This is a genomic window from Novipirellula artificiosorum, from assembly GCF_007860135.1.
Taxonomy (GTDB): domain Bacteria; phylum Planctomycetota; class Planctomycetia; order Pirellulales; family Pirellulaceae; genus Novipirellula_A; species Novipirellula_A artificiosorum.
Window position 1 is genome coordinate 55,385 of record NZ_SJPV01000018.1, and the last position, 21,942, is coordinate 77,326.

23 protein-coding genes and 1 pseudogene are annotated in these 21,942 nt (G+C 54.9%); 13 read left to right on the forward strand and 11 right to left on the reverse strand.

What is annotated here, in order from left to right:
* Positions 1-92 precede the first annotated feature (92 nt).
* The 3 genes from Poly41_RS29885 (at position 93) to Poly41_RS29895 (ending at position 2,509) form a co-directional block, all read left to right on the forward strand.
* Positions 93-650, forward strand: coding sequence for a response regulator (locus Poly41_RS29885; protein ID WP_231616067.1), 558 nt, complete (start codon positions 93-95; stop codon positions 648-650).
* A 35-nt stretch (positions 651-685) separates the two neighbouring features.
* A complete protein-coding gene (locus tag Poly41_RS29890; RefSeq protein WP_146531035.1) occupies positions 686-1,075 on the forward strand; it encodes a flavodoxin family protein in 390 nt (129 codons plus the stop codon).
* Positions 1,076-1,138: 63 nt separating this feature from the next.
* Entirely contained in the window at positions 1,139-2,509 is a 1,371-nt protein-coding gene (locus tag Poly41_RS29895) for a Gfo/Idh/MocA family protein (RefSeq protein ID WP_146531036.1), read from the forward strand.
* Here the strand turns inward: Poly41_RS29895 and Poly41_RS35845 are convergent.
* Positions 2,491-2,802 carry an alpha-L-fucosidase gene (locus Poly41_RS35845; RefSeq protein ID WP_146531037.1) on the reverse strand — a complete coding sequence of 104 codons (312 nt, stop codon included), beginning with the start codon at positions 2,800-2,802 and terminating at the stop codon, positions 2,491-2,493. The two genes, Poly41_RS29895 and Poly41_RS35845, sit on opposite strands and share 19 nt — an antisense overlap.
* A gap of 92 nt (positions 2,803-2,894) precedes the next feature.
* Positions 2,895-6,104 carry an endo-1,4-beta-xylanase gene (locus Poly41_RS29905; RefSeq protein WP_146531038.1) on the reverse strand — a complete coding sequence of 1,070 codons (3,210 nt, stop codon included), beginning with the start codon at positions 6,102-6,104 and terminating at the stop codon, positions 2,895-2,897.
* A gap of 112 nt (positions 6,105-6,216) precedes the next feature.
* On the opposite strand from Poly41_RS29905, the gene Poly41_RS29910 reads away from it, so the two are divergent.
* The 4 genes from Poly41_RS29910 (at position 6,217) to Poly41_RS35235 (ending at position 10,525) form a co-directional block, all read left to right on the forward strand.
* Positions 6,217-6,657: a MarR family winged helix-turn-helix transcriptional regulator gene (locus Poly41_RS29910; protein WP_146531039.1), complete on the forward strand. Its 441-nt coding sequence runs from the start codon at positions 6,217-6,219 to the stop codon at positions 6,655-6,657.
* A gap of 9 nt (positions 6,658-6,666) precedes the next feature.
* Positions 6,667-8,820 (forward strand): endo-1,4-beta-xylanase, encoded by a 2,154-nt coding sequence (locus Poly41_RS34540; RefSeq protein WP_197231833.1) that lies wholly within the window; start codon positions 6,667-6,669, stop codon positions 8,818-8,820.
* 115 nt (positions 8,821-8,935) lie between these two features.
* Complete coding sequence (locus tag Poly41_RS29920; RefSeq protein WP_146531040.1) at positions 8,936-9,172, forward strand: hypothetical protein; 237 nt, start codon at positions 8,936-8,938, stop codon at positions 9,170-9,172.
* A 267-nt stretch (positions 9,173-9,439) separates the two neighbouring features.
* Entirely contained in the window at positions 9,440-10,525 is a 1,086-nt protein-coding gene (locus Poly41_RS35235; protein ID WP_146531041.1) for a non-reducing end alpha-L-arabinofuranosidase family hydrolase, read from the forward strand.
* Between the two features lie 202 nt (positions 10,526-10,727).
* Here the strand turns inward: Poly41_RS35235 and Poly41_RS35560 are convergent.
* From Poly41_RS35560 to Poly41_RS29955, 6 genes and pseudogenes are all read right to left on the reverse strand, one after another.
* Positions 10,728-10,952 (reverse strand): annotated as a pseudogene (locus Poly41_RS35560) (DUF1592 domain-containing protein); the annotation flags it as partial.
* Positions 10,915-11,184 carry a formylglycine-generating enzyme family protein gene (locus tag Poly41_RS35245; protein WP_231616068.1) on the reverse strand — a complete coding sequence of 90 codons (270 nt, stop codon included), beginning with the start codon at positions 11,182-11,184 and terminating at the stop codon, positions 10,915-10,917. The pseudogene Poly41_RS35560 and the gene Poly41_RS35245, both read right to left, overlap by 38 nt.
* Before the next feature lie 61 nt (positions 11,185-11,245).
* Positions 11,246-11,635: a hypothetical protein gene (locus Poly41_RS29935; RefSeq protein ID WP_146531043.1), complete on the reverse strand. Its 390-nt coding sequence runs from the start codon at positions 11,633-11,635 to the stop codon at positions 11,246-11,248.
* The gene (locus Poly41_RS29940) at positions 11,632-11,820 is read right to left on the reverse strand and encodes a hypothetical protein (RefSeq protein WP_146531044.1); all 189 of its coding nucleotides are present in this window, start codon (positions 11,818-11,820) and stop codon (positions 11,632-11,634) included. The genes Poly41_RS29935 and Poly41_RS29940 overlap by 4 nt, the downstream gene beginning before the upstream one ends.
* A gap of 555 nt (positions 11,821-12,375) precedes the next feature.
* On the reverse strand, positions 12,376-13,554 hold the full coding sequence (locus tag Poly41_RS29950; protein WP_146531045.1) for a M14 family zinc carboxypeptidase: 1,179 nt from the start codon (positions 13,552-13,554) through the stop codon (positions 12,376-12,378).
* 72 nt (positions 13,555-13,626) lie between these two features.
* On the reverse strand, positions 13,627-13,809 hold the full coding sequence (locus Poly41_RS29955) for a hypothetical protein (RefSeq protein ID WP_146531046.1): 183 nt from the start codon (positions 13,807-13,809) through the stop codon (positions 13,627-13,629).
* A 195-nt stretch (positions 13,810-14,004) separates the two neighbouring features.
* Here Poly41_RS29955 and Poly41_RS34545 point away from each other — a divergent pair, with 195 nt between their 5' ends.
* Positions 14,005-14,178, forward strand: coding sequence for a hypothetical protein (locus Poly41_RS34545; RefSeq protein ID WP_197231834.1), 174 nt, complete (start codon positions 14,005-14,007; stop codon positions 14,176-14,178).
* 730 nt (positions 14,179-14,908) lie between these two features.
* A complete protein-coding gene (locus Poly41_RS29960) occupies positions 14,909-15,868 on the forward strand; it encodes a PIG-L deacetylase family protein (protein WP_146531047.1) in 960 nt (319 codons plus the stop codon).
* A 187-nt stretch (positions 15,869-16,055) separates the two neighbouring features.
* Here the strand turns inward: Poly41_RS29960 and Poly41_RS34550 are convergent, their stop codons facing one another.
* The 3 genes from Poly41_RS34550 to Poly41_RS29970 form a co-directional block, all read right to left on the reverse strand.
* Entirely contained in the window at positions 16,056-16,217 is a 162-nt protein-coding gene (locus Poly41_RS34550; RefSeq protein ID WP_197231836.1) for a hypothetical protein, read from the reverse strand.
* Positions 16,218-16,302: 85 nt separating this feature from the next.
* On the reverse strand, positions 16,303-16,542 hold the full coding sequence (locus Poly41_RS29965; RefSeq protein ID WP_146531048.1) for a hypothetical protein: 240 nt from the start codon (positions 16,540-16,542) through the stop codon (positions 16,303-16,305).
* 30 nt (positions 16,543-16,572) lie between these two features.
* A complete protein-coding gene (locus Poly41_RS29970; protein WP_146531049.1) occupies positions 16,573-16,794 on the reverse strand; it encodes a hypothetical protein in 222 nt (73 codons plus the stop codon).
* Positions 16,795-17,507: 713 nt separating this feature from the next.
* Here Poly41_RS29970 and Poly41_RS29975 point away from each other — a divergent pair.
* The 4 genes from Poly41_RS29975 to Poly41_RS29990 all read left to right on the forward strand — a co-directional run bounded on the left by Poly41_RS29975 (position 17,508) and on the right by Poly41_RS29990 (position 21,927).
* Positions 17,508-19,904 (forward strand): hypothetical protein, encoded by a 2,397-nt coding sequence (locus Poly41_RS29975; RefSeq protein WP_146531050.1) that lies wholly within the window; start codon positions 17,508-17,510, stop codon positions 19,902-19,904.
* 40 nt (positions 19,905-19,944) lie between these two features.
* Positions 19,945-20,364, forward strand: a complete 420-nt coding sequence (locus Poly41_RS29980) for a hypothetical protein (RefSeq protein ID WP_146531051.1) — start codon at positions 19,945-19,947, stop codon at positions 20,362-20,364.
* A 115-nt stretch (positions 20,365-20,479) separates the two neighbouring features.
* Complete coding sequence (locus Poly41_RS29985; RefSeq protein WP_146531052.1) at positions 20,480-20,710, forward strand: hypothetical protein; 231 nt, start codon at positions 20,480-20,482, stop codon at positions 20,708-20,710.
* A 95-nt stretch (positions 20,711-20,805) separates the two neighbouring features.
* Positions 20,806-21,927 (forward strand): DUF5009 domain-containing protein, encoded by a 1,122-nt coding sequence (locus Poly41_RS29990; protein ID WP_146531053.1) that lies wholly within the window; start codon positions 20,806-20,808, stop codon positions 21,925-21,927.
* The last annotated feature ends 15 nt before the right edge of the window (positions 21,928-21,942 follow it).

The window sequence follows — 21,942 nt, forward strand, 5'->3', positions numbered from 1 at the left end:
CAGCTTGCGTCTTTATTGCAAACGGCCGTTTCGGCACAGAGATTGCACCTTTGAAATTGACCCTTGACTTCCTTCTCGCCGATTCGCTGACGATGCCAAATTCTGCCCCACCCAAACGATGCGTGATTGCTGACGATGTTCGTGCTTCGCGTGAGATCGTTGGCAAATGGCGTCGCGCGTGCGGGTTTGAGTGCCGAGTCGCGGAGAACGGCCAGGTCGCCTGGGAACTGATTAAAGAGCAGCCATCGGACCTGCTGGTGACCGACCTTGAGATGCCGGAACTGTGCGGACTTGAACTGCTAGAAAAGACTCGCCAAGCCGGCGATGAAAGCATCCGAAAAATGCCCGTTTTGGTGATGACAAGTCTTCACGATGGCCAGACGCTAAACATTGTCCAGCGGGCCTGCCACCCGACCGACTCGCGCGCAAAGATTGTGTCCCTTACGACAGCGGGAAAACGAAAGCTTCGTAAGCTGTGGAAGTGTCGTCAAACCATTCGCGACGATATGCAGGGGTGCATGACGCCTGATCAAGCGGATACACTGATTCCCCTGCATCAAAACATCGCTTCCACGCTCAATCAGGAAAAATTTCTTATTTTAGGGTCCATCCCTCACAAAAAGCCATTGCATGTCGCTACGTCCCAGTAGCGATAACCTATAATCACGTTTAATCAAAACTCTCGATGATGAAGATCTCAGTTCTCTATCAGTCAAACACAAAGAACACTCAGCGCATGGCGGAGTTGGTTGCTGGGGATGCGCAGCAACTTGACGATGCCGCAGTCCGGCTACCTAGCATTGACGAGGCCGACCACGCCGATCTGGATTGGTGCGACGGACTTGCACTCGGCTCACTGACCAACTACGACTGCGTCAGCTGGCAGATGAAACAATGGTGGGACCAGCAGCCGATTGAGAATTGGGGACAGCGAGACGGCAAAATTGGCTGTGCCTTTTCTTCTGCGGGGGCTTGGGGTGGCGGCCAAGAGTGGACGGCAAGTATGATTCATGGACGCAAAGAGGCGCATCCACTACAGCAGACTTATGAACGATTCAAAGATTTTGGCAAATAGCTCCAGCGTGATCACACAACCAACCGTTAATTTTTTCAACGACTCCTACTCGAAAGTCTCTCAATGTCTTCGTCCAACAAACTAAATCGACGTCACTTTTTGCAGGCCACATCCGCTGCTGCGGCGACCGGCGTTTTCGTAGGTTCCAGCAGTCTGTCTCGTGGCCAAGATTCACCGAATGAACGCCCCGTTTTCGCCACCATTGGGCTTCGGAACCAGGGGTGGACGATCACGGACAAATCGACCAAGTTTGCGGACTTCGCCGCCTTTGCCGACGTCGACGCCAATGTGCTTGGAGCGATCAATGAAAAGCTCGAAAAGAAAACCGGCAAGAAGGCCGACGGGTACAAAGACTACCGCGAGGTTCTCGATCGCGACGACATTGACGCGGTCATGATTGCGGCGCCAGATCATTGGCACACAAAGATCTCGGTCGAAGCGATGCTTGCCGGCAAGGACGTTTACTGCGAAAAACCGCTAACCTTGACAATCGACGAAGGCAAGTTGATCGAGAAAATTGTCAAGCAAACCGGACGTGTCTTCCAGGTCGGAACGATGCAGCGAACCGAATGCGATCATCGCTTCCTCAAAGCGATCGCGTTGATCCGAAACGGCCGGATTGGCGAGATCAAAAAGGTCACTTGTGGAATCAATGGTGCCACAGGCTCGCCGGTGATCCCGGCGATTGATGTTCCCGAAGGACTCGATTGGGATAGGTGGCTCGGCCCAGCGCCCAAAGTGCCATACCGTGCCTTGCCGGAGATGCGGAAAGGTTACGGTGGCGGTGTGCCGCTTTTTACCAATTGTCATTACGCATGGCGTAACTGGTATGAGTATTCCGGTGGTCAAATGAACGACTGGGGTGCCCACCATGTTGATATTGCGACCTGGGCTTTAGGTGCAAGCGATACCGGCCCGAGCAAGATCACACCCGTGAGCTATTCGCTACCGGTGAAATATGAGAATGGCTATCCGACCGTCAGCGATCAATACAATTCGCCAACCAATTTCGAGATCCACGTCAACATGCCCGGTGACATTCCGTTGATCATTACCAGCGAGGGCGACAATGGCATCTTGTTCGAAGGAACCAAGGGGCGCTTCTTTGTCAATCGCGGCAAGTTGACGGGCAAACCGGTCGAGGAGTTGGAAAGCAATCCTTTGCCTGAAGACGCAGTGGAAGAAGTCTACGGCGGCCCAGTCAGCGAGAATCACACTGCCAACTTCATCGCTGCGATGGGTGCTCGTAAGCAACCAATCTCCGATGTTTGGTCCCACAACCGGATGCTCGAGACGTGCCACTTGGCGAACATCTCGATCCGCCTGGGACGCGAACTGAATTGGGACCCAACCAAACGTGAGATCATCGGAGACGAACAAGCTAACGCATTTCTCTCACGCGTGAATCGCAAAGGCTACGAGACACGCATGTAGCTGAGATCGCTTATGCCTGTGCCATTCAGTTCCGTGCATGCATCAGTCTGACACGACGTCCACGAATCGGTGCGGTTTCGACACTGATTATGGGCTCCGCGTATTTGAGGATGTAAGGGAAAAAAATGGCGATCGTGGTAGGTCTGTTCACAGACTCCGACAACGTCCAGCTTGGGGCCAACACGCACGGAGTTCCAGGGCTGGTAAGCCGAATCCCAGCAATGGAAGTTGTCGTGGTGAACCCCCATGGCCATGAAGGAGCGAGCCCGGCATGGGAACATCATCATCCGCATTAGCCCGAATGAGTGAGGTTAAAACCAGCACTGCGGCGATGGCCAATCGCCTGCTCGGCTGACATGGAAATTTGATTGGTAATCGAGGATGTCTACTCATTCTCGTTCACTTTCGTTGGTGATTGAGACTTGATCTCCTCCCATTGGAAGCACGCACCGCCCTTGCGATCCGGTCGTGGTCCACTTGCAGAAACTTCCACCGAAGCTGGTTCTTTGGGAGATGTATTCAAATAGCGATGGTTGACGAGCGACATCAACATCGTGTCACCTCGCATCAGGTTGATCCACTGGAAGGTCTCTGCATCACGGGGCTTTGCATCCGCCAGATCCTTCAAAACCACACCGTCAGAGGATGCAGAAACGTATCGGTCTTTCGTTGCCTTTAACGCAACGCGTCCCAACCCCAGATCGACGACTTGGAACCGAAAACGGTCCTGGTTCGCATCCGCTGAATCCGCAGCGATGTTGACCAGCGAAGTGCCCTGAGAGTCCGCCGCCAAAAAACTGCCGTCGGCCCCGCTGGTTAAGGTGACGGTTTTTCCGAGCGGAATCGTGCGTTCGATACCCCGCGCACGCGGTTCTTGCACCGAGTAATTATCAAAGTCGGCGTAGCCACCAGGCTCGCCTGACGTGTTGAAATTGAACAGAGCCGGGCGTACTCCTTGGAAAGTCCGCAATTGAAATATCATGGTAAACGGCTCTCCTAAAAGAGTGAATTCCTTGCCGTCAGCACTCCAGCTAAACACGGCCTGATCGTTATCGAAATTGCAATGTACGCGGAGCCAAAGATGACTTGGCGGATCGACCGAAAACTCGGTCGCCTGCCCTTCTGGAGCAGCGGGATCGGCGCGGCGCCCACCGCGACGAGTATTCGATTCAAACTTTTGCAACCTCATTCCGTCGGCGGTTTTTACGACGCCAACCCAAGCATACGGAGAACTCAGCAGTGCCAATCCGGCCGTGTCCCCGTCGACGAGGCCCGATGTATCGAGTTCCACCGTCATGATTGACTCGGGTCCGGGCGGCCGTTGGCAAAGGCTGTTGCGGGCTGAATAGAAATCCGACGCGGGGAGCGAATGCAGGCGCAGCACGCCCGGCCTCTCGGTGATCGACCATTTGCTGTCATCGGGCACATGATTCCATTGCCAGTGCGGATTCAACTTATCGCCTTGGAAGTCATCATCGTGAATGAATGTGGGTTTCGGTTCTTGAAGGTAGCCCGTGTCGGGTTTGACCCAGGTGTTAGGGGCCTTTCGCAAATTGCCGGGCAGTCCAATCAACGGAAATCCGTCGCTCCAAGTGACTGGCACCAACGAGACCATGCGTCCAGCGCTACCATGGTCGGACATGATGATGCTCCACCACTGGCCCGAAGGTGTGTCGACAATGCCGCCCTGATGAAGCCACAAACCTCGATCACTGGGTTGAGCGTGATCAGGAGCCGCAGCGGTCACGCCGAGCGCTTCGCCTTGCACCATGCGTTCCACCTTCCAAGGCCCATCAATGGAATCCGCAACCGCAACCATTTGATCGACTGGACCGCCGGGAATCGCGGAGACATCGACATACTTGCCGTTGATCTTGTAGAGGTGGTGACCTTCGCCCATCTGGCCAACCAGTTCGTGGCGGACTTCGGGAACAAACGCTCTTAGGTCCGGTGTCAATTCTTCGATCGGGTAGGGGCTGTGCGCACCAGAGATGATGTAGACTTTGCCGTCATCATCAAACAGTACCGACATGTCGTGCCGACTTGGAAGTTGGTTGCGTTCCCACGGGCCTTCGATCGACTTGGAGCGAAAGACTTGCAGGCCTAAGCCATTGATGTTGGTGAAAACATAGAATGTGCCGTTGTGGTATCGCAGGCAGGGCGCCCAGATGCCACGACCATAAATGTCCCCATCTTCGAGCCGGAAGGCTGGGCCGAAGTCAAGCCGATCGAGACAGTAGCCGACGAGTTCCCAATTGACGAGATCCTTCGAGTGCATCAACTGGACGCCAGGGTTCATGTGCATCGTCGTGCCGGCTAGGTAATAGTCCTCGCCAACGCGTATGACATCAGGATCCTCAAATTCCTCGTAGAACAATGGGTTTGAGTAAGTGCCGTTTCCGTTGTCGGCAGTCCACGCTCGAAGTGCTGCCGATGTCTGATCAATCTTCGTCTCGCTCTGCCGCAACAGGCTGTATATGGCATCGAAGACCGGTTTAGGTTGCCGGTCACGATCAAATAGTAGGGGATAGTTCGTTCGATTCCAGGGAAAGTCGTTCAGCCAGCTTTGGCCATCATGAAGATTCCAAAACGAAACTCGTACGATCATATCTTGATACTCGTCGAATAGCTTGAACAGCTCAATGTACTGCTGAATCTGTTGCTGCTCGACCTCCGACGGCAAACCATCGCGGTACGGATCATACTTCGACAATTCCTCGCGATACTTACCCTCCTCGGCCCACCAACGCCCGCGAGTCACAACGTCAATATCGAGCTCAGACACGACGACTTTCATCCCCAGCTTCCTCAGTTCATCGAACGTCTCACGTAGCTGCGGCAATGATTCGTCGCCGAGTTCAAAGTGTCCCTGCATACCATAGGCGTCGACAGGAACGTTTTGCTCTTTGAGTTTCGTCAGCAACTCGATCATCTTTTCTCGCTTCCCGGCTTTGTGGCAGTTGTAATCGTTGTAGATCAGCATCGCCGTTGGGTCATTCGCGTGAGCAGTACGAAAAGCTGTGGCAATGAACTCAAGGTCCGTGGTGCGAGAGTAAATCGAATCTCGAAGTAAGCCGTCGCTCCCGTCGCTGAGCGCTTCGTTGACGACGTCCCACATCGTTGCGGTGTCCGCATAACGCTGGACCACCGTCGCGACGTGATTCTCGATTCGTTTCAATAGTGTCTCGCGTGACACCGGCTGCCCGTTCTCCTCCATCATCCAAGCATCGGTGCGATCGTCTTTGGCCCAGACGAGGCAATGCCCGACCACTTCCAACTGGTTCTGTTTCGCAAACTCGACAAATCGGTCTGGTGCATCAAACCGCCATTGGTTTTCAGCGGGATGAATGCTTTGCGCCTTCATGCAGTTTTCGGGCGTGATGATTTCAAACTGCTCACGAATCAGCGCCGCATCCGCCGGATTCTGTAGCACCCGGTGGCTAACTCCGACACCGATTTTGTAGCGGTTTCCAATCACCTGTTTGAGTGAACGTGCGTTCGGCGAAGATTCGGGGACACTGGTTTGAGCAAACGCTGCGACGGCACTTAAAATGATGCCAAGCAGGTTGGCGATGCTGAACAGATAGCGAGACATGTTGTACCTGAAAGATAATGTTGCACTCCAAGACCTTAATCGCTTGCAAGCGGTCGTCTGACAGCATACGCTAATTGGTGCGTGTACGCACTATATTTACCCAAAGATTTTCATGACGGACAAAAGCAAACTTCCCCTCGCTCTACGTTCGGCCTATTTTGCGCTTCACCGGCGGACAGAGGCGGCATTTGTTCAGTATGGCGTCACGGCGGATCAGTTCGTATTGCTTGCCACGCTTTCACGAGGTGACGCTTTGACCCAACGCGAACTGGCTCGTCGAATGCCGTCGGACCCAAGCACAGTGCGGGCCATGCTGGTGCTACTGGAAAAGAAAGGACTCGTTCGTCGCGAACGGCATCCGACGGATTCTCGCGCTCGGACGGCGGCACTGACCGCGAAGGGGAAGCGAAAATTTCAGCAGCTATGGAAAGCGGGCGAATCGATTCGCGCAGAGATGTTTGAATCGTTTGATGCAGATGAGGGCAAAACACTTCTCCGACTGTTGAACCAAGTTACTGAGTCACTCAATACGGAATCCGTTCCAACTCCATAAAGACAGATCATGCAAAAACTCCCCAAGGCAATGTCAAAGTATTCTTTTTGTCTGCCCCATCGAGCAGCGATCACTTTCCTCTCGTTGGCGGCCCTGATCGTGCTGACGGACGTCCAATGGGCTTCATCCCAAGAGCCGAATTCTCAGCAACGGGCTGCCGGTCGTCGCGGTGGATTCGGCAGCCCAATCGAACTTGGGCCGGATGACGTTGCTGCTTATGACGCCCCGCCGCAAGGATTCAAAAACGAGCGTGACGACGTGCCTCATGGCAAGTTGGAAATGATCGAGTACATATCGAAGACCGTCGGCACAACTCGCAACATGCAGGTCTACACGCCCCCAGCTTACACGGCGGACAAGAAGTATCCGGTGCTCTATTTGCTGCACGGCATCGGTGGTGACGAGACCGAGTGGCAACGATTTGCATCGCCCAATGTGATCCTCGACAACCTCATAGCCGAGGGCAAAGCCGTGCCAATGATCGTGGTGATGCCAAACGGCCGAGCACAGGAGAACGATCGGGCCGAGGGAAACGTGATGGCAAGTGCTGCTGCCTTCGCCGTTTTTGAGCGTGACTTGTTGGACGATGTGATTCCAGCGATCGAATCCAAGTATTCAGTCGATACCCGACGTGAAATGCGTGCAATCGCCGGGCTTTCGATGGGTGGCGGTCAGTCGTTTAATTTTGGACTCGGTAATCTCGACACCTTCGCTTGGGTCGGGCCTTTCTCTGCAGCGCCCAACACGAAGCCAGTCGAGGCATTGATTCCGAACGTTGACGATGCCAAGACCAAGCTGAAACTGCTGTGGATTTCCTGTGGAAACAAAGATGGACTGATCCGTATCAGTCAGAACATCCATCAGTTCTTGAAGAAGAACGAAATCGATCATGTCTGGCATGTCGACGGTCATGGCCACGATCCGCAGCACTGGAGCAGCAGTTTGTACTGGTTCGCACAAAGTGTTTTCCAGGACAATAAGCCCACCCAAGTTAAACAAGAAGCTGCAACAATTCCCTCTAAAGCAACCGACACTCTGAAAACGGTGTTCAAAGACGACTTTTTAGTTGGTACCGCAGTGAATCGGTCCATCACAACAGGGCGAGGGTTTCGACGCACGCCCGAGGAAGTTCAAAGCGATATCGAACTCGTCAAAAAACACTTCAACCAGATCGTATCGGAAAACGATATGAAATGGCAGATGATTCATCCGCGACCGGGGGCCAATGGTTACGACTTTGAAGTCGCCGATGCATTGGTGGATTTTGCAGCTCGCAACGACATGATGGTAGCTGGCCATACGCTTGTCTGGCATTCGCAAACGCCTAACTGGGTTTTCGAAGGAACAGAGGTGCCGGCCGATGTGCTCGATCGTGTTAACGACCCTAGCATTCGGGACAGCGGGCAGCGTGGATTTGGCCGCTTTCGCGGTTTCGACCTCAACGGCCCACGTGCGTCGAGGGAAGAGTTGCTGGACCGAATGCGTGAACACATTCACACAGTCGTTGGCCGCTACAAGGGAAAAATCAAGGTTTGGGATGTCGTCAACGAAGCGATCTCCGACAACGGTCCAGATATCTTGCGCCGATCGCCGTGGTCAGTGATTATTGGTCCGGACTTCATCGCGAAGGCGTTTGAGTACGCTCACGAAGCGGACGCGGATGCGATTCTCCGCTACAACGACTATGGCTTGGAGAATCCGGAAAAGCGGCGAAAACTGATCGAGTTGATCAAGTCACTTCAGGAAAAGAATGTTCCCGTTATGGCGATTGGCTCGCAGACGCATTGCAACGTTTCGATCTCCTTTGGAACCATGGATAACGCCTTGACCGAAATGAAATCACTCGGACTTCCCATCCACATTACCGAACTCGATGTCAATTCTGCCGTCGCAGGCCAACGCGGCTTCGGTGCTGACATTAACTCCAATGCACAATCCACCGAAGGCGGTTTGGTAAGCGATGCCGACAAACAATTGGCGGATGCCTATGCGGGGCTGTTCCGAGCCTGTGTGAAGCACCGAGACGTGATCGAGATCGTCACTTTCTGGGGACCGAATGACGCGCTCTCTTGGCGATCGCGAGGGCGACCACTTTTGTTCGATGGGGCCAATCAACCCAAACCTGCCTTTCACGCGGTGCTACAAGTTGCAACCGAAAAATAGTCCATCGCTCACGCGATCCTTTGCACGACACCCTTACTCCATGTCCGAGTTCGCCTTGTTGAACACCAAGACAGACTGGCTTCCATAGGGCTGAACGAAAGGGAACAACGTCCACATGAACCGTTATACGCAATTCATTTCGTTTTTCACGCTGACTGCATTGGCTGTTCATTTCTTTGCAGCCGAGGGTGGATTCAACCCGATCTTTCGCGATGCCTTCACGGCCGATCCAGCGACCATGGTTGTTGGCGATACCACCTATGTCTACGTTGGTCACGACGACGCAAAAGAGGGTCAGTTCTTCACCGTGCCTGACTGGATGTGCTACTCGTCGAAGGACATGAAAAACTGAACCTCGTATGGCCCTATCGGTCCTTTCAAGGACGCCGTCACCTACTCGGGCGACGATGCCGTTCGAACCTTCGATATCCTGTTGGGCGATCAAGTTCGTCGCCACCCAATGGTTGGCCGGTGGGATCTATGATGTGCGTTTTGTGCATCCGGAAGTGAAGTAGAAGAGCGAGGTCACTCTCTTCGCAATGGCGGAAGGACTGGCTCGTGCTGCCAACACCATCCAACTCAGATAGTTTCAGTCATAATCAATCAAAGGAAAGCAATAATGAAAAATCGTGTTTATTCATGGCCTGTCTTGCTAATGTTGTCCTGTGGCTTAGTCCTCGCATCCACGGCAACGCAAAGCGTACATGCACAGATAGCTGAAGCCGAAACAGTCGGCGCGGATGCGTCCAAACTGCCCATCGCCACACCTCTGAAGTGGCAATCTTCCGGCGCAATCGTCAGTCCGATCTCCGATGAATCGCACGCGATTGTATCGGTAAAAGATCCGACGGTCGTTCACTACGACGGACTGTGGCACATCTACGCAACCGCCTATTCGACGTCCGCCAGGACCTGGAGCATGGTGTATTTGAATTTCAAGGACTGGTCCGAAGCGGCCAACGCCAAGTTGACATACATTGACGTAAACCCGAGCTTGAAAGGGTACCATTGTGCCCCTCATCTCGTCTATTTCACTCCTCACAAGAAATGGTACTTGATCTTTCAGTCACAGCAGCCCCAGTACTGCACGACCAACGACATCTCCAAGCCGGAGACTTGGACCGCACCACAAAACTTCTTTGACAAAATGCCTGAGAGCACACCGAGGCTTCCGATCGATTACCACGTGATCTGCGACGACACGCACGCCTATCTGTTCTTCACCGGCGACGACGGTCGCTTCTATCGCAGCCGAACCAAAATTGACGACTTTCCCAAGGGCTTCAGCGATCCTGAGATTGCGATCAAGGAAAATCGAAACGACCTTTTCGAAGGTAGCATGACCTACAAGATCAAGGGAACCGATACCTATCTCACGATAATCGAGGCCATGAGTCCGGCACGGTACTACCGCGCCTGGGTCTCCGACGATCTCAACGGCCAGTGGACTCCGCTCGCAGACGCGGACTCATGGGAAACGCCTTTCGCAGGGATCAACAACGTCACGTTCGAGGACGGTGCCGAGCCATGGACAAGGGACATTAGCCACGGAGAACTGCTTCGCGACAACTATGACCAGACGCCGACGATCGACCTCGAAAACCTGCGGTTCCTATATCAGGGACGCGATCCGCAAAGTGGCGGGCGTTACGAGCTCTTACCCTATCGGCTGGGGCTCTTGACGTTGGACCGAACGGACGAATAGATACCCACACGCCTCGCAGCACTGGCGAAGTCGTCAATCCATTTGCAGTGACCTTTATCACGCTGGACTGAGGTAAGAGACCGCCGTTGGGTGAGTCTGTAGGCAACGCAACGCGGCGAATGTCCTGTCCTTTCACTCGCTCGATGTCATACAACTCGGCAAGTCGTTCGTTGACCATCACAAAGTCAGCATCAACAATCGTTTTCGCGGGCAAGTTCTCGCGAAGCATTTCGGTGAATGTCGCGTTGGTTTCAGCCACGGACGAATCGACGACAAGGTTGTCCGAAGAAGACTCGGGGAATAAGTCACGATCTGGTGACGTGTCGTGAATCTTGCGAAGGTCCATCCACTGGCCCGTGAAGCCGCTCACGAATCGCTTTGATCGGGGATCACCGAGCAACTCGGAAGCCGATGTAGTCGCAGTCACCCGGGCCGACGCCGGCGCTGCTGGATGGTAGATACCACTGCCGATAGGAGCATTGGATGCTGGAACCGGGACCGTCGTCCCAGCAGCCGCCGCGGACGAAGTGGAATCCCTTGTGTTCGAAGGGATTGGGGTTTCCGGGATACGACTTGGCATCGTCAGCCGTCCACTCATAGGCGTTGCCGACCATGTCCATGCATCCGTAGGGGCTGGCTCCCGCTGGATAACTACCCACCGGCCCGCGTCGTGTCCGACGCGGATTCGTAGTCAGAATGAAAGCTGAATGCAGTACAACGCTATTCCTTTGGACTCGGCGGTGCGGGTACCGGCAGCGCGTCGGGCACGCTGGGCGGCGTATCGGCTTCACGGACCGAGAGATCGGCGTAAACGACCCGGTATGCCTTTGCATCCTTGGGGCGGTACCAGAAGATAGGCGTGTCGGCCGCGCCCAGCGCAACGCCATTGCCCGCGTAGTGCGCGTCGGCTTCCGGCGGCAACTGGACGCGAAACATCAAACCTGGCTGAAGCTTTGCCTGGGTTTCCGCGAGTTCCTGCTTCCCACCCGGCTTCTGCATCCTATCGGAAGTAAACTCCCTATAGATGAGCTGTGTAAGCGTCCATTGGTCCACGGACGTTGGAAAAAACCCGCCGCTCAATCTGCTGTATTCGCGAAACGTCTCGATCAAGTCCTGTTCTTTCGTGGTGGAGCCATCAATCCCAGCAGTCGGTGCGTTCGATAACTATCTGCCGCCAATTGCACCAGACGATCGTCTTGCGCAAGAAGTCGACGCAGCTCGGCGGCGTCCGCTTCTTCGAGTTCACCTTCCAGGTGGTAGTTCCACAATTCGATAAAGCGTTCGTCTGAACTCATGACGATTCTCCTTCGATTGCCATTCGATTCTCGAGGGGGTGCAAACCGGCGACGCCGCGTAGAAACTGGTGCAAATCGCTCCGTCTCGTTCAATCGAGTCAATGTGTGGGGTGTCCACACGCACGCCTCGGCCCCAAACATGAGCTTGTTCGTAGCTCAATTGTTGCCGGTAACAACCAAGCGTCCGAAAGTTGTGCTCGTCCGTTTGTAGGATTGGCAGGTTGGGTGGTTTCACTTCCTCAGCCGCGAAGGTCCGGCCGGAAAGTGCGAGGCAAGTTAGACATGCCCACGTTAGAAAAATTTGTTTACTCATTTCAGCCTGTTTGTTGCTTCCAGTGTGATTTGTTGGCCCTGTAGGCCTTCCGATTCGGCGGTCAGCCTTATGTTACCGGGCTCTTCTTTTCTCGAACGAACAACCACAAGACAGCCTCGACAAAGATCTCTTTCAGCTGTTCGTAAACGGCGAGGTGATTGCCGAAGATAAAGCGAACGGACCTATCGCAAAAGAAGCGTCGCATATGATTGGCTGCAACAATCACCGCACAAAAAACTTCTTCAGCGGCCGTCCAGCGCTTGCTGAAACATCACTTCATAGAGCGTCAACTGAATATCAAGGATTTGGTCGAATGTCACATCACACATTTTTTCTCCCACAATCCCATGCGGGCATTCGTGGGTAAACGCCATGGCCCCGCTGATGTGGTACAGAGCGCTAGTCAAATTGAATGGCGGCGGAACCTTGCCGCTCTCGGACTCGGGCTCAAACACGCCCCCGTGCGGCAGATCACGCAGTGAGAGTAAGGCGTTGTGTCGTTGGGCAAGTGATCGCACTCGCTCCTGCACCTCCATGGGAACATAGGCTGGACGCAACACGGTTGGCGCAGCACCGTGGCTATGGAGCGAGACGGCGACGTCGGGGCCCTCTTTCATGGCGACTTTCAGGATGGCCGGCGCTTCAGGCCCCATGGGGGCGAAAAATTCGTCGTGCATGGGGTTGATGCCGTCGTTGTTGAAATAACAGCCCAGCCAACCGATCTCTGGACCGACTCGCGGATGCCGTCGTTTCGAAACGGGCCAGATTGCGATCGTGTCGTCGCTCGACGTACCCTGGCCCCAGAATTGGAACTCGTCCAACGTCATGCCCCGGCATGATCGCGGTTCAAAACGAGCGATCCCATCCGGGTTTCCGGCTGGCACGATCAGCACCCGGCAGCGTTGGCCTAGCTGTTGAAGCGAAGTCTGGTCCTTCCCACGCAAATCCCGCCCGGTCTCCATTACCTGAATCAGGTTGACCAATCCCGTCAGCCCCTCAACTTCGTGGCCGTGTACGGGTCCTACGAAGTACACGACCGGTTTCTCTCGTGCGTCCTTGTCCATGTAGGCTGCTGGCTCCTTGCCACCGATCGCCGAATTGAAGTTTGCCTGATGCGGAAGATCCTCTCGCTCGCCAAAAGCGATTAAGTGCAACGGATGTCCGCCGGGCGACGTGGCGATGGTCGTTGCCGTACCGTGTTGAAGCCGCTGCCAACGATCCGCCAAATCATCGACGGTGCTGATCCAGAAATCGGGTAGGTTCTGGTTGGGGATTTTTGCCTTCGCTTCCTCATAGGTGAGCGTCTGGGCCGAGACGGTTGAAGACAGAAGGAACAAGACAGAGGGTAGCAGGGCCGCCACCCATTGCATAACAGGTTTCTCATCGGTGCCGCTGTAGAGCGTGCGAGTGGTGCATTTCATGTGATGTGTATCCTATTGGTTGTGTCATCATCGACTGCGATGCTTGACGTAACGAGTAACACCCTCGGATTCTTAATACTTCGCGTCTTCGGTGTATTCATAGGGGCCCAATCCGACGTCTTTGGGGCCATCGTTTAGCGGCCAGCCCGATTCCGGTTCATCGCAAAGGTTGTCGCGAACGGCTTCGTACATGCCGAATCCGAATTCACGGCAGGGCTCGGCATAAGAACCCTCGCCCCATTCGTTCCGGTCCAACCCTGATTGTCACCGTCCGTATTGAAAGTCCAATGCTTGACCGTCTCGGGATGTTGGGCCAATGCGATTCTGGCTGATCCGAAGTTCATCAGAAGGTCTATTACCAACAGGCATACGACTGAAAACAATCTCATGACAACTCCTACATTATCAGCTACGTGAATCACAGTTCCTGAGCTGGACAAGTGTAGCCGATTGGATTCGATTTCGGGCAACGTCTTCGGTGACCCCGCCATGTATTACGAAGGATGGGGCAGTGGCACGCCTGGTTACGATCGAGAGCAGCCCTACATCCCCGGTGGACGTTCTCAAGCAGGACTGGCAAGCGTCTCCGTCGAACGATTCCTCCGCTGGTGTGGACACCCTTGAAACTTCGGCTCTCTCACGGAATGGGTGGGTAGCTGTTTCTCCCGTGACCACAAGACGTCATCATTGCGCTGCACCGTGGCATTCAGCGGCCGGTACGGTTTCTCGTCCGGCATGAGGTAAGGAAAGAACCTATCCGAAAAGGGGTCTGAAATTCCAAACATAAAGGGCTCATCCGGCGGAAGCGTGCGCAGGAGGTTTTCGAGGCATCTCTCCGGTGTCCCATCATTGCTGGCAGGAGCTATTTTTCACTTGCTATCGTGCAGTTTCCGGGAGAAACGGAGTGGAGCTCTGCAGAGGTGCAACTTGACAAGGGATATCCCGGTCGACGGTGCGCCAAGGGTGCTACCGGTTCCCGGCGGACGACCGTCCGTCGGGGACTCTTTTCTAGAGCCTTTCAAAAATTGACATGGGATGTAGGGCCGGTTCCTACCGGCCGAATCGAGGCAGTCCGGTGGGAACCGGACCTACGTGTTTTATGGAAATGCTCTAACAGATCATTGGACACCGGAGCCATACCTCCAAAAAACCTCGAGTCTGGGTTCCGCGCGCTTCCGTCGGATGAGCCACATAAATGACCCTCTACCGCCTTTGATTTGTCCATGCCGATCAAGATCAAACAAGACGACCTCTCGTTGTCGTATATTGGAAGGACTTTCGACGGTTACAATACACGGCGGAACTTTTGACGAGTTCCGCGACGCTTTTAAACATTGCTACTCGGATGCATTTGATGAAGACTCTTTCTCAGGCCACGCGTTTGCTGCTGATCTGCTTCTTTCCCCTGGCTTTCACTGGCGTTCACGCTGGCGCGGACGATCAACCGCACGACGATGGAAAACTGCGGATCATCGTGTTTGGGGCACATCCGGATGATGCGGAGTACCGGGCGGGAGGTTGCGGTGTAAAGTGGGCCAAGTTGGGACACCACGTCAAGTTAGTGTCCGTGACCAATGGTGACATCGGGCACTGGTCCATGTCCGGTGGGGCGCTCGCCCAACGACGGACCGCCGAAGTGAAAGCCGCCGCCAAGATCTTGGGGACCACGTCCGAAGTACTCGATATTCATGATGGCGAACTGATGCCGACACTGGAAAATCGCAAAACGATTACCCGGCTGATTCGCCAGTGGAAGGCGGATATCGTGATCGCCCATCGCCCTTGGGATTACCATCCCGACCATCGCTACGTTGGCGTGCTCGTTCAAGACGCCTCGTTCATGGTCGCTGTCCCCTACTTCTGCCCGGATGTTCCGGCACTTCCGAAGAATCCTGTCTTTCTTTACTCTAGCGACCGCTTCAAAAAACCGTACCCGTTCCAAGCCGATATTGCCGTCTCGATCGACGATGTGTTCGAGACCAAGGTCAAGGCGATCACGCAACTGGAGTCGCAAGTGTTCGACGGTGGCGCGTTGGCCAATGCGGAAAGTGCGGCCAAAGCTCCACCAGCCAGCCGTCCTGAGCTGCGATTAGAAAAGATCCGTCAGGTATGGGACCGTCGAGCTGGTGCAGAGGCAAACAACTACCGCCAAGCATTGATCAAATGGTACGGCAAAGAAAAGGGCGCGGAAGTCAAATACGCGGAAGCATTCGAGATCTGCGAATACGGTACTCAACCAAGCGATGAGGATATCCGTCGATTGTTTCCGTTCTTCGATACCCAGGACTCCGATGACCAATCCGCTGATCAGTAGGACGCATCCAGGAACCACTCCAATTGAAAAGGTGTCCGCTGTTGACAAGTTTAACTGATCGGTAACGGAAATCGTCAAGACTTTGGACCGACTTGACTTTGCCACGTAAGAACGACTTTCATCGTGAAGTTTTTGCGGCGGAAGCCAAGTTTGCCTGCGTCCCAAGGCCGCCCGCAGATTCCGTTCTTCATTTCAAAGAATCGGCAACCTTCCCAGAAAAACCATTCCTCGCATCGTCCTTCGCTTTGCCATCCAGGCCGAGCCGGACGATGACCATGTCCCACTCGGGGACCACAAAGCAATTATTGTTGTTGTGGCCGGAGCCGCCGTTGACGATCACGCCGTCCACGGTGGCGTAGTCGCCCCAATCCCAGTTCTTGATGCCGATCGGGGCACCCGGGCATCCCGTCTTCCAAGGGCTGACACAGAGCGATCTAAGATGGTGGAATTCGCTCGATGGCCGCGTCTCCGATGATGCTTACGCCCGACCCGCAGCCAGGTACAGCCTTGGATGCATGCCGCGGACTTGCTCCAATTCCTTGCGGAAGGGCGTCAAGCGATACTGTTCGAAGGCACGCGATCCGAGCATCGTCGGCTGCCAACAATGAAGCCTGCGCGAGCACGGCGAGCAATAAGGCCAACCGCCAAGACAACATGAAGTGTTTTCGGTTCATGATTGCTTCTCCAAACACAAAACCCAATCTTCATCCGTTGGTCGTCTTGCTGCCCGCAGGACAGTAGATCAGGTATTCGACGCCGGGATTGGCAAGGCAGTATTTAGACGAGGACAGTTCAGTGTGCGGAGTCATGGCGGCCAGATCCACGCGGCGGGACCAATCCAACGCGTGGCCCATCGCTTGCCGAATCGGATCACATTGCCGATTGTCATACCCGTGAGTCAATACGGCGCCGTCATACGGGTCCATGAAGATCGGGTTTAGGCCCCGCAAGAAGCCACAGGTGATCGGTGTCGCTAACGATCACCTTCCGGCCATCACCCACGGGCGGGTCGTCGCGATAGCCCCCCTGATGTGAAGATCCGGGGCACAGTCAACACAGCGGCCCAGTTGGTGAACATCGCCACATGGATACCCGCCTTGCCTGATCCCGGATAGAACCCGACAAGATACCATCCAATGACCAGCAGGCCGAACAGACCACCGCCAAGATAGAACCACAGATCATTCTTTATGTTCCGGCCAATCCCGTAAGCGATCAGCGAGATCACTGCATACGTCGCCAGCGCAAGAAAAAAGTTGACGATCTTGCCGCGGAAGCAACTTGACCTCGGAAGGCATCAGTTCTGTTCCCGCATCCGCATTCTCATGGGATGCCTTTCTCGCTGTGTTATCGAAGCCCAGGAAGAGCAGGTAGGTGTTGCTGAGTCCAACTCCTCAGAGTGTAGCCGAATCCCTATCGTTTCAACATCCATGACATCGTATCATGACCCAACCTGTGCCCGTGGTGAGACTTCATTAGAATGACCTCTTCCGCTCACTGACCTATCTGTATCCCCGAGCGGTACGCGATCCCACCCACCAGAAGTCCTCACACCATGAGGCATGCGACCATCCCAATCATTTGCTGCCACCGAGCAAGCAACGATTCTTGCCTGCCTCCCCCTGCCAAAGAGCCCCCAATGACGCCATCCCGCCAACTGGTTCGTGTTTCGATTGTTTGCCTAGTGATTGCTATACTTGAGGCGACTGCATTTTCTGCACCGCCTCTGTCGGATTCTCGGCGGCAAGTGATTGTCCAGGCTGCAGCAGAACGATGCGACGTTTTTTGGGATCGGATTGCCCAGTTCGAACCCGACGACCGAGAAAGTTGCCGGAGACTGTTTAGTACCGCGTTGGCATTTTGTGAAGCAAGGGTACATCCAGAGCGTCTTGATCGACTGTTCGATCTGGCAACACAAATGCAGGACCGGGATCCGGCAAGCCCGGGCTACGGGAATCTGCGTTGGTACTGGGGTGACGAAACGGTAACCGATCGAAATGCAGTCGAGTTCTGCATGGAGGATGCCTGTTTGATTTGGCGGCGACACCGCGATTGGATTCCTCAGCCAGCCCGGGAGAAACTACAGTTACTGATTGAGCTTGGGGCCCAGGGATGTCAACGGCATCGCGTGCCGACAAGCTATACGAATATTGCATTGTTGAACGCATCGAATCTGATCCAACTAGGGGAACTACTGGCGACTGCTGCCGTGGCAGACGATGGCTACCGTCGACTTGAGGCAATGGTGATGTGGACTTGGCAATTCGGTACACACGAGTACTGTAGCCCGACCTACTATGATCCCGACCTGAGCGGATTGATGTGGATTGAAACTTACGCGGAACGATCATCGGGCCGACTTCAAGCAGCTGCGCTGACCGATTTGCTTTGGACCGACATTGCCGCGAATTGGTATGCCGCCGCCGCACGTATCGCCGGCCCTCAAAGCCGAAGCTATGACTACTTGCATGGACTAGGCGGACTGCAACGGACTCTATGGGTCAACGGTTGGATTGACGAGAAAATGCCTAGCCCGGATTCGTTGTTGCATTCCGTCTTGGCGCAGAGATCGCCCGCAGCCCGTCTGCTGCAAATGAGTCTCGACCGATACCCGAGAACGGTTAGGCAAAGTTGGGGCGAATCGTTGTCTCAGTCACGCACGCATCAAATGTATCGTGACATTACTCTGGGGACTTCCGGTGCCTGTTACGGGAAACAAGATCTGCCGATGACGATCGATTTACCTGGCTCGCCAGAGCAAACGCACTGCTACTTTATTGCAGATGGACGCGAAGATCCCTATGGAAAGAAAAAGTATTCGGCTGGTTCGGCGGGACACATGAAGGCCCTGCACTTGACGCCTCTGTGGGCTGGGGCACAACGCGGCAACGACGCGATTGGAGTGGCGGTTTATCGCAAGCAAGATTTGCCGGCCTCGTTGGTCACCAATCTTCAAAGTCACTTTGTTTTGCGACGACAACCCGACGCGATCTACGTTGATGGCCAAACGGTGGACCTAACCCAAACGGAATCGGGTAAGTCCCCCAACGTATCCATTCGGCCAGCACAGGGTGGTACGCCGCTGGTGTTGCGATATGGCACCGCGTGCCTTGGTATCCGGGTCGTCTACTGCCGAACCCAATCGAATCGGCAATGCGAGATCAATCTTGTCGACGATGGCCGCCAATACGGCGCAATGCGATTGACGGTCGAACACCAAGACGATACGCAAAGCATCGAGCCAGCTGTCGCGTTTTGGGTGCGGATCGGTAGTGAACTCGACGAGCAGCAATTCCAGACATGGCGGAGGGCGTTTGAACAAGCTGAGCCGGTATCAGTCAATACATTGGGGAGTGACATCAACGTTGCCGTGCCAGGTTTGGATGGGCTTGTCTCGGTCAAGATTCGCTCGCCGCAAAACACTCCTGTGGTACGTTTGATTCCGCGGCCGTCCGTTGCCGTTCTCGAACTTGACGCTGAGGATGTGGGTGCTCCGCTGCTTGAAAAACTAGAGTGTGTCAAGCAGTTCCGCGCACGAATGGATGCACTCGAGCCGATCGAAGTGCCAGAACACGCGGGTGTCTTGTGGGAAGCGGAATCAGGAATGCGGATGTCTGGGGCCTGCGAGCAATCCGATCCACTCGCGTCGGGGCAACGATTCCTTATCCAGCCGGAGCTAGGGTCAGGTGCCAATATATCGGGCACATCAACATGGCTGTTGAACGTCGCTCGAGAAGACGACTACCGTCTTTGGGGGCGAGTGCTTTCTCCGACCAAAGAAAATGATTCCTTCTTCCTCAGCATCTATGATGAAGCAGGGCAGGACATCGTCGCTACGGCAGCCTGGCACACAGGGCAAGCAAGCGATTGGCAATGGCGTGTGGTGATGCTGGAGAAATCGAAAACGCCAGCGGTCCTTCATTTGAAACGTGGGATCTATCGCCTCGTGATTGCCTCACGCGAACCCGGAACGGGGCTGGATCAACTGTTTCTTTCCAGCAGCAAGGATGAAGATCCTTCACGATTGCCCAAGTGATAGCAGTCGACGTACTCCCCACCCACTGAATATTGCACCGATGACCGACCACGACAAACTCAATCAGACCACGAACCGCTTGATGGCAAAACAATATTTGATCGCAGCCGCCGCCGTGCTACTCTGCGCGACGACAGGCTGTGTCATCCTCGCCAAACGCGGCGAGTTCAAAGGTAAGAATGATTCGCTGTTCACAGCCAAGTTGAAACAAAATGTCACACTCAACGGGAACGGGGCGACGTTTCGCATGTGGAAAGGCGACTATCACACCGACGCGTACGCCAAGGCTGAGTGGCGGCACTGTCTGAGCATTCTCAGTTGCAACAATGTGAAAGTCACCGATCTCACACTCGCCGACACACCGGCTATGCCTCGTCGGTGTGGGCCGTCCCATTTCCTTCATTCGAACCAGCGGCGACTTCTATTTTTGGGTGCCGGGCAGTGTGGCGGAATTCGGTGACAAGATCTTTGGTGCCGGCGGCGAACGCGTCAGCGCTGCTGTCTTCGATCCTTCGCCTCACTCTCAGGATGACACAGGCATCGTTCCGTCCTGGGGGTTCCGGATTTATTCCCTCATGAACAACCCTAATCCCCGTTCCAATGGCTATCTCATGCTGTCGCTGCGGTGGAGCATGACGCAACAGCCTCTGCACGCTGATCCGGTGGATCTCCGCGCCGCTCCCGTCTATAACCTTCGACTGCTGACCGATGGCATCACGGTGCAGAAGGATGTGCCGCCGCAGGTGTCCCTGCCGCCGCTCAAGCAGCGGAACCAATCATCGCTCGCCACCGGAGACACCCCGTGAGTTCTGACGCCTCCAAATCGCATACGGTTCTGACGCCCGAACCGGCCGCAGCGCCGACACGACTCGCGTCGCTCGATGCCTACCGAGGCGCGATCATGCTGCTGATGGCCAGTGGCGGTTTGGGGCTAGCTGAGATCGCAAAGGAGTTTCCCGACAGCTCCGTTTGGCAGCTTCTCGGACATCAAACCGACCACGTGCAGTGGGCAGGCTGTGTTCTCTGGGACCTGATTCAGCCGGCCTTTATGTTTATGGTTGGGATTGCCCTGCCTTGGTCGCTGTCCAGTCGAAGTGCCCGTGGCCAGAGCTACAAAATCATGTTGGCACACGCCCTTTGGCGGTCGCTGCTCCTGGTCCTCTTGGCCGTGTTTCTCTCGTCCGCCTGGAGCAAACAGACCGATTGGGTCTTCACCAATGTCCTGGCTCAGATCGGACTGGGGTATCCGCTGCTGTTCCTACTGGCGTTCACCAAATCGCGTACCACCTGGATCGCTGCCTTTTCGATTTTGATAGTCTACTGGCTAGTGTTTGCTCTTTATCCGCTGCCGCCGGCCGGCTTTGATTGGCAGGCTGTGGGGGTTCCTGCGGAGTGGTCGTGGCTCACCGGCTTCGCCGCCCATTGGGAGAAGAATGCCAACTTCGCTTCCAACTTTGACACTTGGTTCCTCAACCTCTTTCCACGCGACGAAGCTTTTACCTTTAATCGTGGCGGCTACACGACGCTTAATTTTGTCCCCTCGTTGGCTACGATGACCTTCGGCCTGCTCGCAGGTCGCCTACTGCGTAGCGACCTGCCCCTGACCGGCAAACTAATGCGGCTCGTCCTCGCAGGCTTGCTCGGCATCGCCTTGGGGCTGGTGCTCGACCTGACCGGGATCTGTCCGATTGTCAAACGCATCTGGACCCCTGCGTGGACACTCTACAGCACGGGGTTCGTGGCGATGATGCTCGCGGTCTTTGTGGCCCTCGTCGATGGATTGGGATTCAAACGCCTCGCCTTCCCGCTGATCATCGTTGGCCTCAACCCCATCACCCTCTACTGTTTGTTTCAACTGAGCACTTCCTTCATCCGCACTCAACTTCAGATTCACTTGGGCCAGGACATTTTCACAATCTTCGGCGACTTGTGGATTCCCATGATGAAGCGAGCCAGCGTCCTATTAGTTCTCTGGCTGATCATCTTGTGGATGTATCGCCGCAAAGTCTTTCTGCGTCTTTGATGGAAGGACCTATCC

Excerpts from the sequence above, each read along its gene's own strand:
- Poly41_RS29885 (WP_231616067.1), top strand. The coding sequence starts at position 93 with ATGCCAAATTCTGCCCCACCCAAACGATGCGTGATTGCTGACGATGTT.
- Poly41_RS29890 (WP_146531035.1), top strand. The coding sequence starts at position 686 with ATGATGAAGATCTCAGTTCTCTATCAGTCAAACACAAAGAACACTCAG.
- Poly41_RS29895 (WP_146531036.1), top strand. The coding sequence starts at position 1,139 with ATGTCTTCGTCCAACAAACTAAATCGACGTCACTTTTTGCAGGCCACA.
- Poly41_RS35845 (WP_146531037.1), bottom strand. The coding sequence starts at position 2,802 with ATGCGGATGATGATGTTCCCATGCCGGGCTCGCTCCTTCATGGCCATG.
- Poly41_RS29905 (WP_146531038.1), bottom strand. The coding sequence starts at position 6,104 with ATGTCTCGCTATCTGTTCAGCATCGCCAACCTGCTTGGCATCATTTTA.
- Poly41_RS29910 (WP_146531039.1), top strand. The coding sequence starts at position 6,217 with ATGACGGACAAAAGCAAACTTCCCCTCGCTCTACGTTCGGCCTATTTT.
- Poly41_RS34540 (WP_197231833.1), top strand. The coding sequence starts at position 6,667 with ATGCAAAAACTCCCCAAGGCAATGTCAAAGTATTCTTTTTGTCTGCCC.
- Poly41_RS29920 (WP_146531040.1), top strand. The coding sequence starts at position 8,936 with ATGAACCGTTATACGCAATTCATTTCGTTTTTCACGCTGACTGCATTG.
- Poly41_RS35235 (WP_146531041.1), top strand. The coding sequence starts at position 9,440 with ATGAAAAATCGTGTTTATTCATGGCCTGTCTTGCTAATGTTGTCCTGT.
- Poly41_RS29940 (WP_146531044.1), bottom strand. The coding sequence starts at position 11,820 with ATGAGTTCAGACGAACGCTTTATCGAATTGTGGAACTACCACCTGGAA.
- Poly41_RS29950 (WP_146531045.1), bottom strand. The coding sequence starts at position 13,554 with ATGAAATGCACCACTCGCACGCTCTACAGCGGCACCGATGAGAAACCT.
- Poly41_RS29960 (WP_146531047.1), top strand. The coding sequence starts at position 14,909 with ATGAAGACTCTTTCTCAGGCCACGCGTTTGCTGCTGATCTGCTTCTTT.
- Poly41_RS29965 (WP_146531048.1), bottom strand. The coding sequence starts at position 16,542 with ATGAACCGAAAACACTTCATGTTGTCTTGGCGGTTGGCCTTATTGCTC.
- Poly41_RS29970 (WP_146531049.1), bottom strand. The coding sequence starts at position 16,794 with ATGGACCCGTATGACGGCGCCGTATTGACTCACGGGTATGACAATCGG.
- Poly41_RS29975 (WP_146531050.1), top strand. The coding sequence starts at position 17,508 with ATGACGCCATCCCGCCAACTGGTTCGTGTTTCGATTGTTTGCCTAGTG.
- Poly41_RS29980 (WP_146531051.1), top strand. The coding sequence starts at position 19,945 with ATGACCGACCACGACAAACTCAATCAGACCACGAACCGCTTGATGGCA.
- Poly41_RS29985 (WP_146531052.1), top strand. The coding sequence starts at position 20,480 with ATGAACAACCCTAATCCCCGTTCCAATGGCTATCTCATGCTGTCGCTG.
- Poly41_RS29990 (WP_146531053.1), top strand. The coding sequence starts at position 20,806 with ATGCTGCTGATGGCCAGTGGCGGTTTGGGGCTAGCTGAGATCGCAAAG.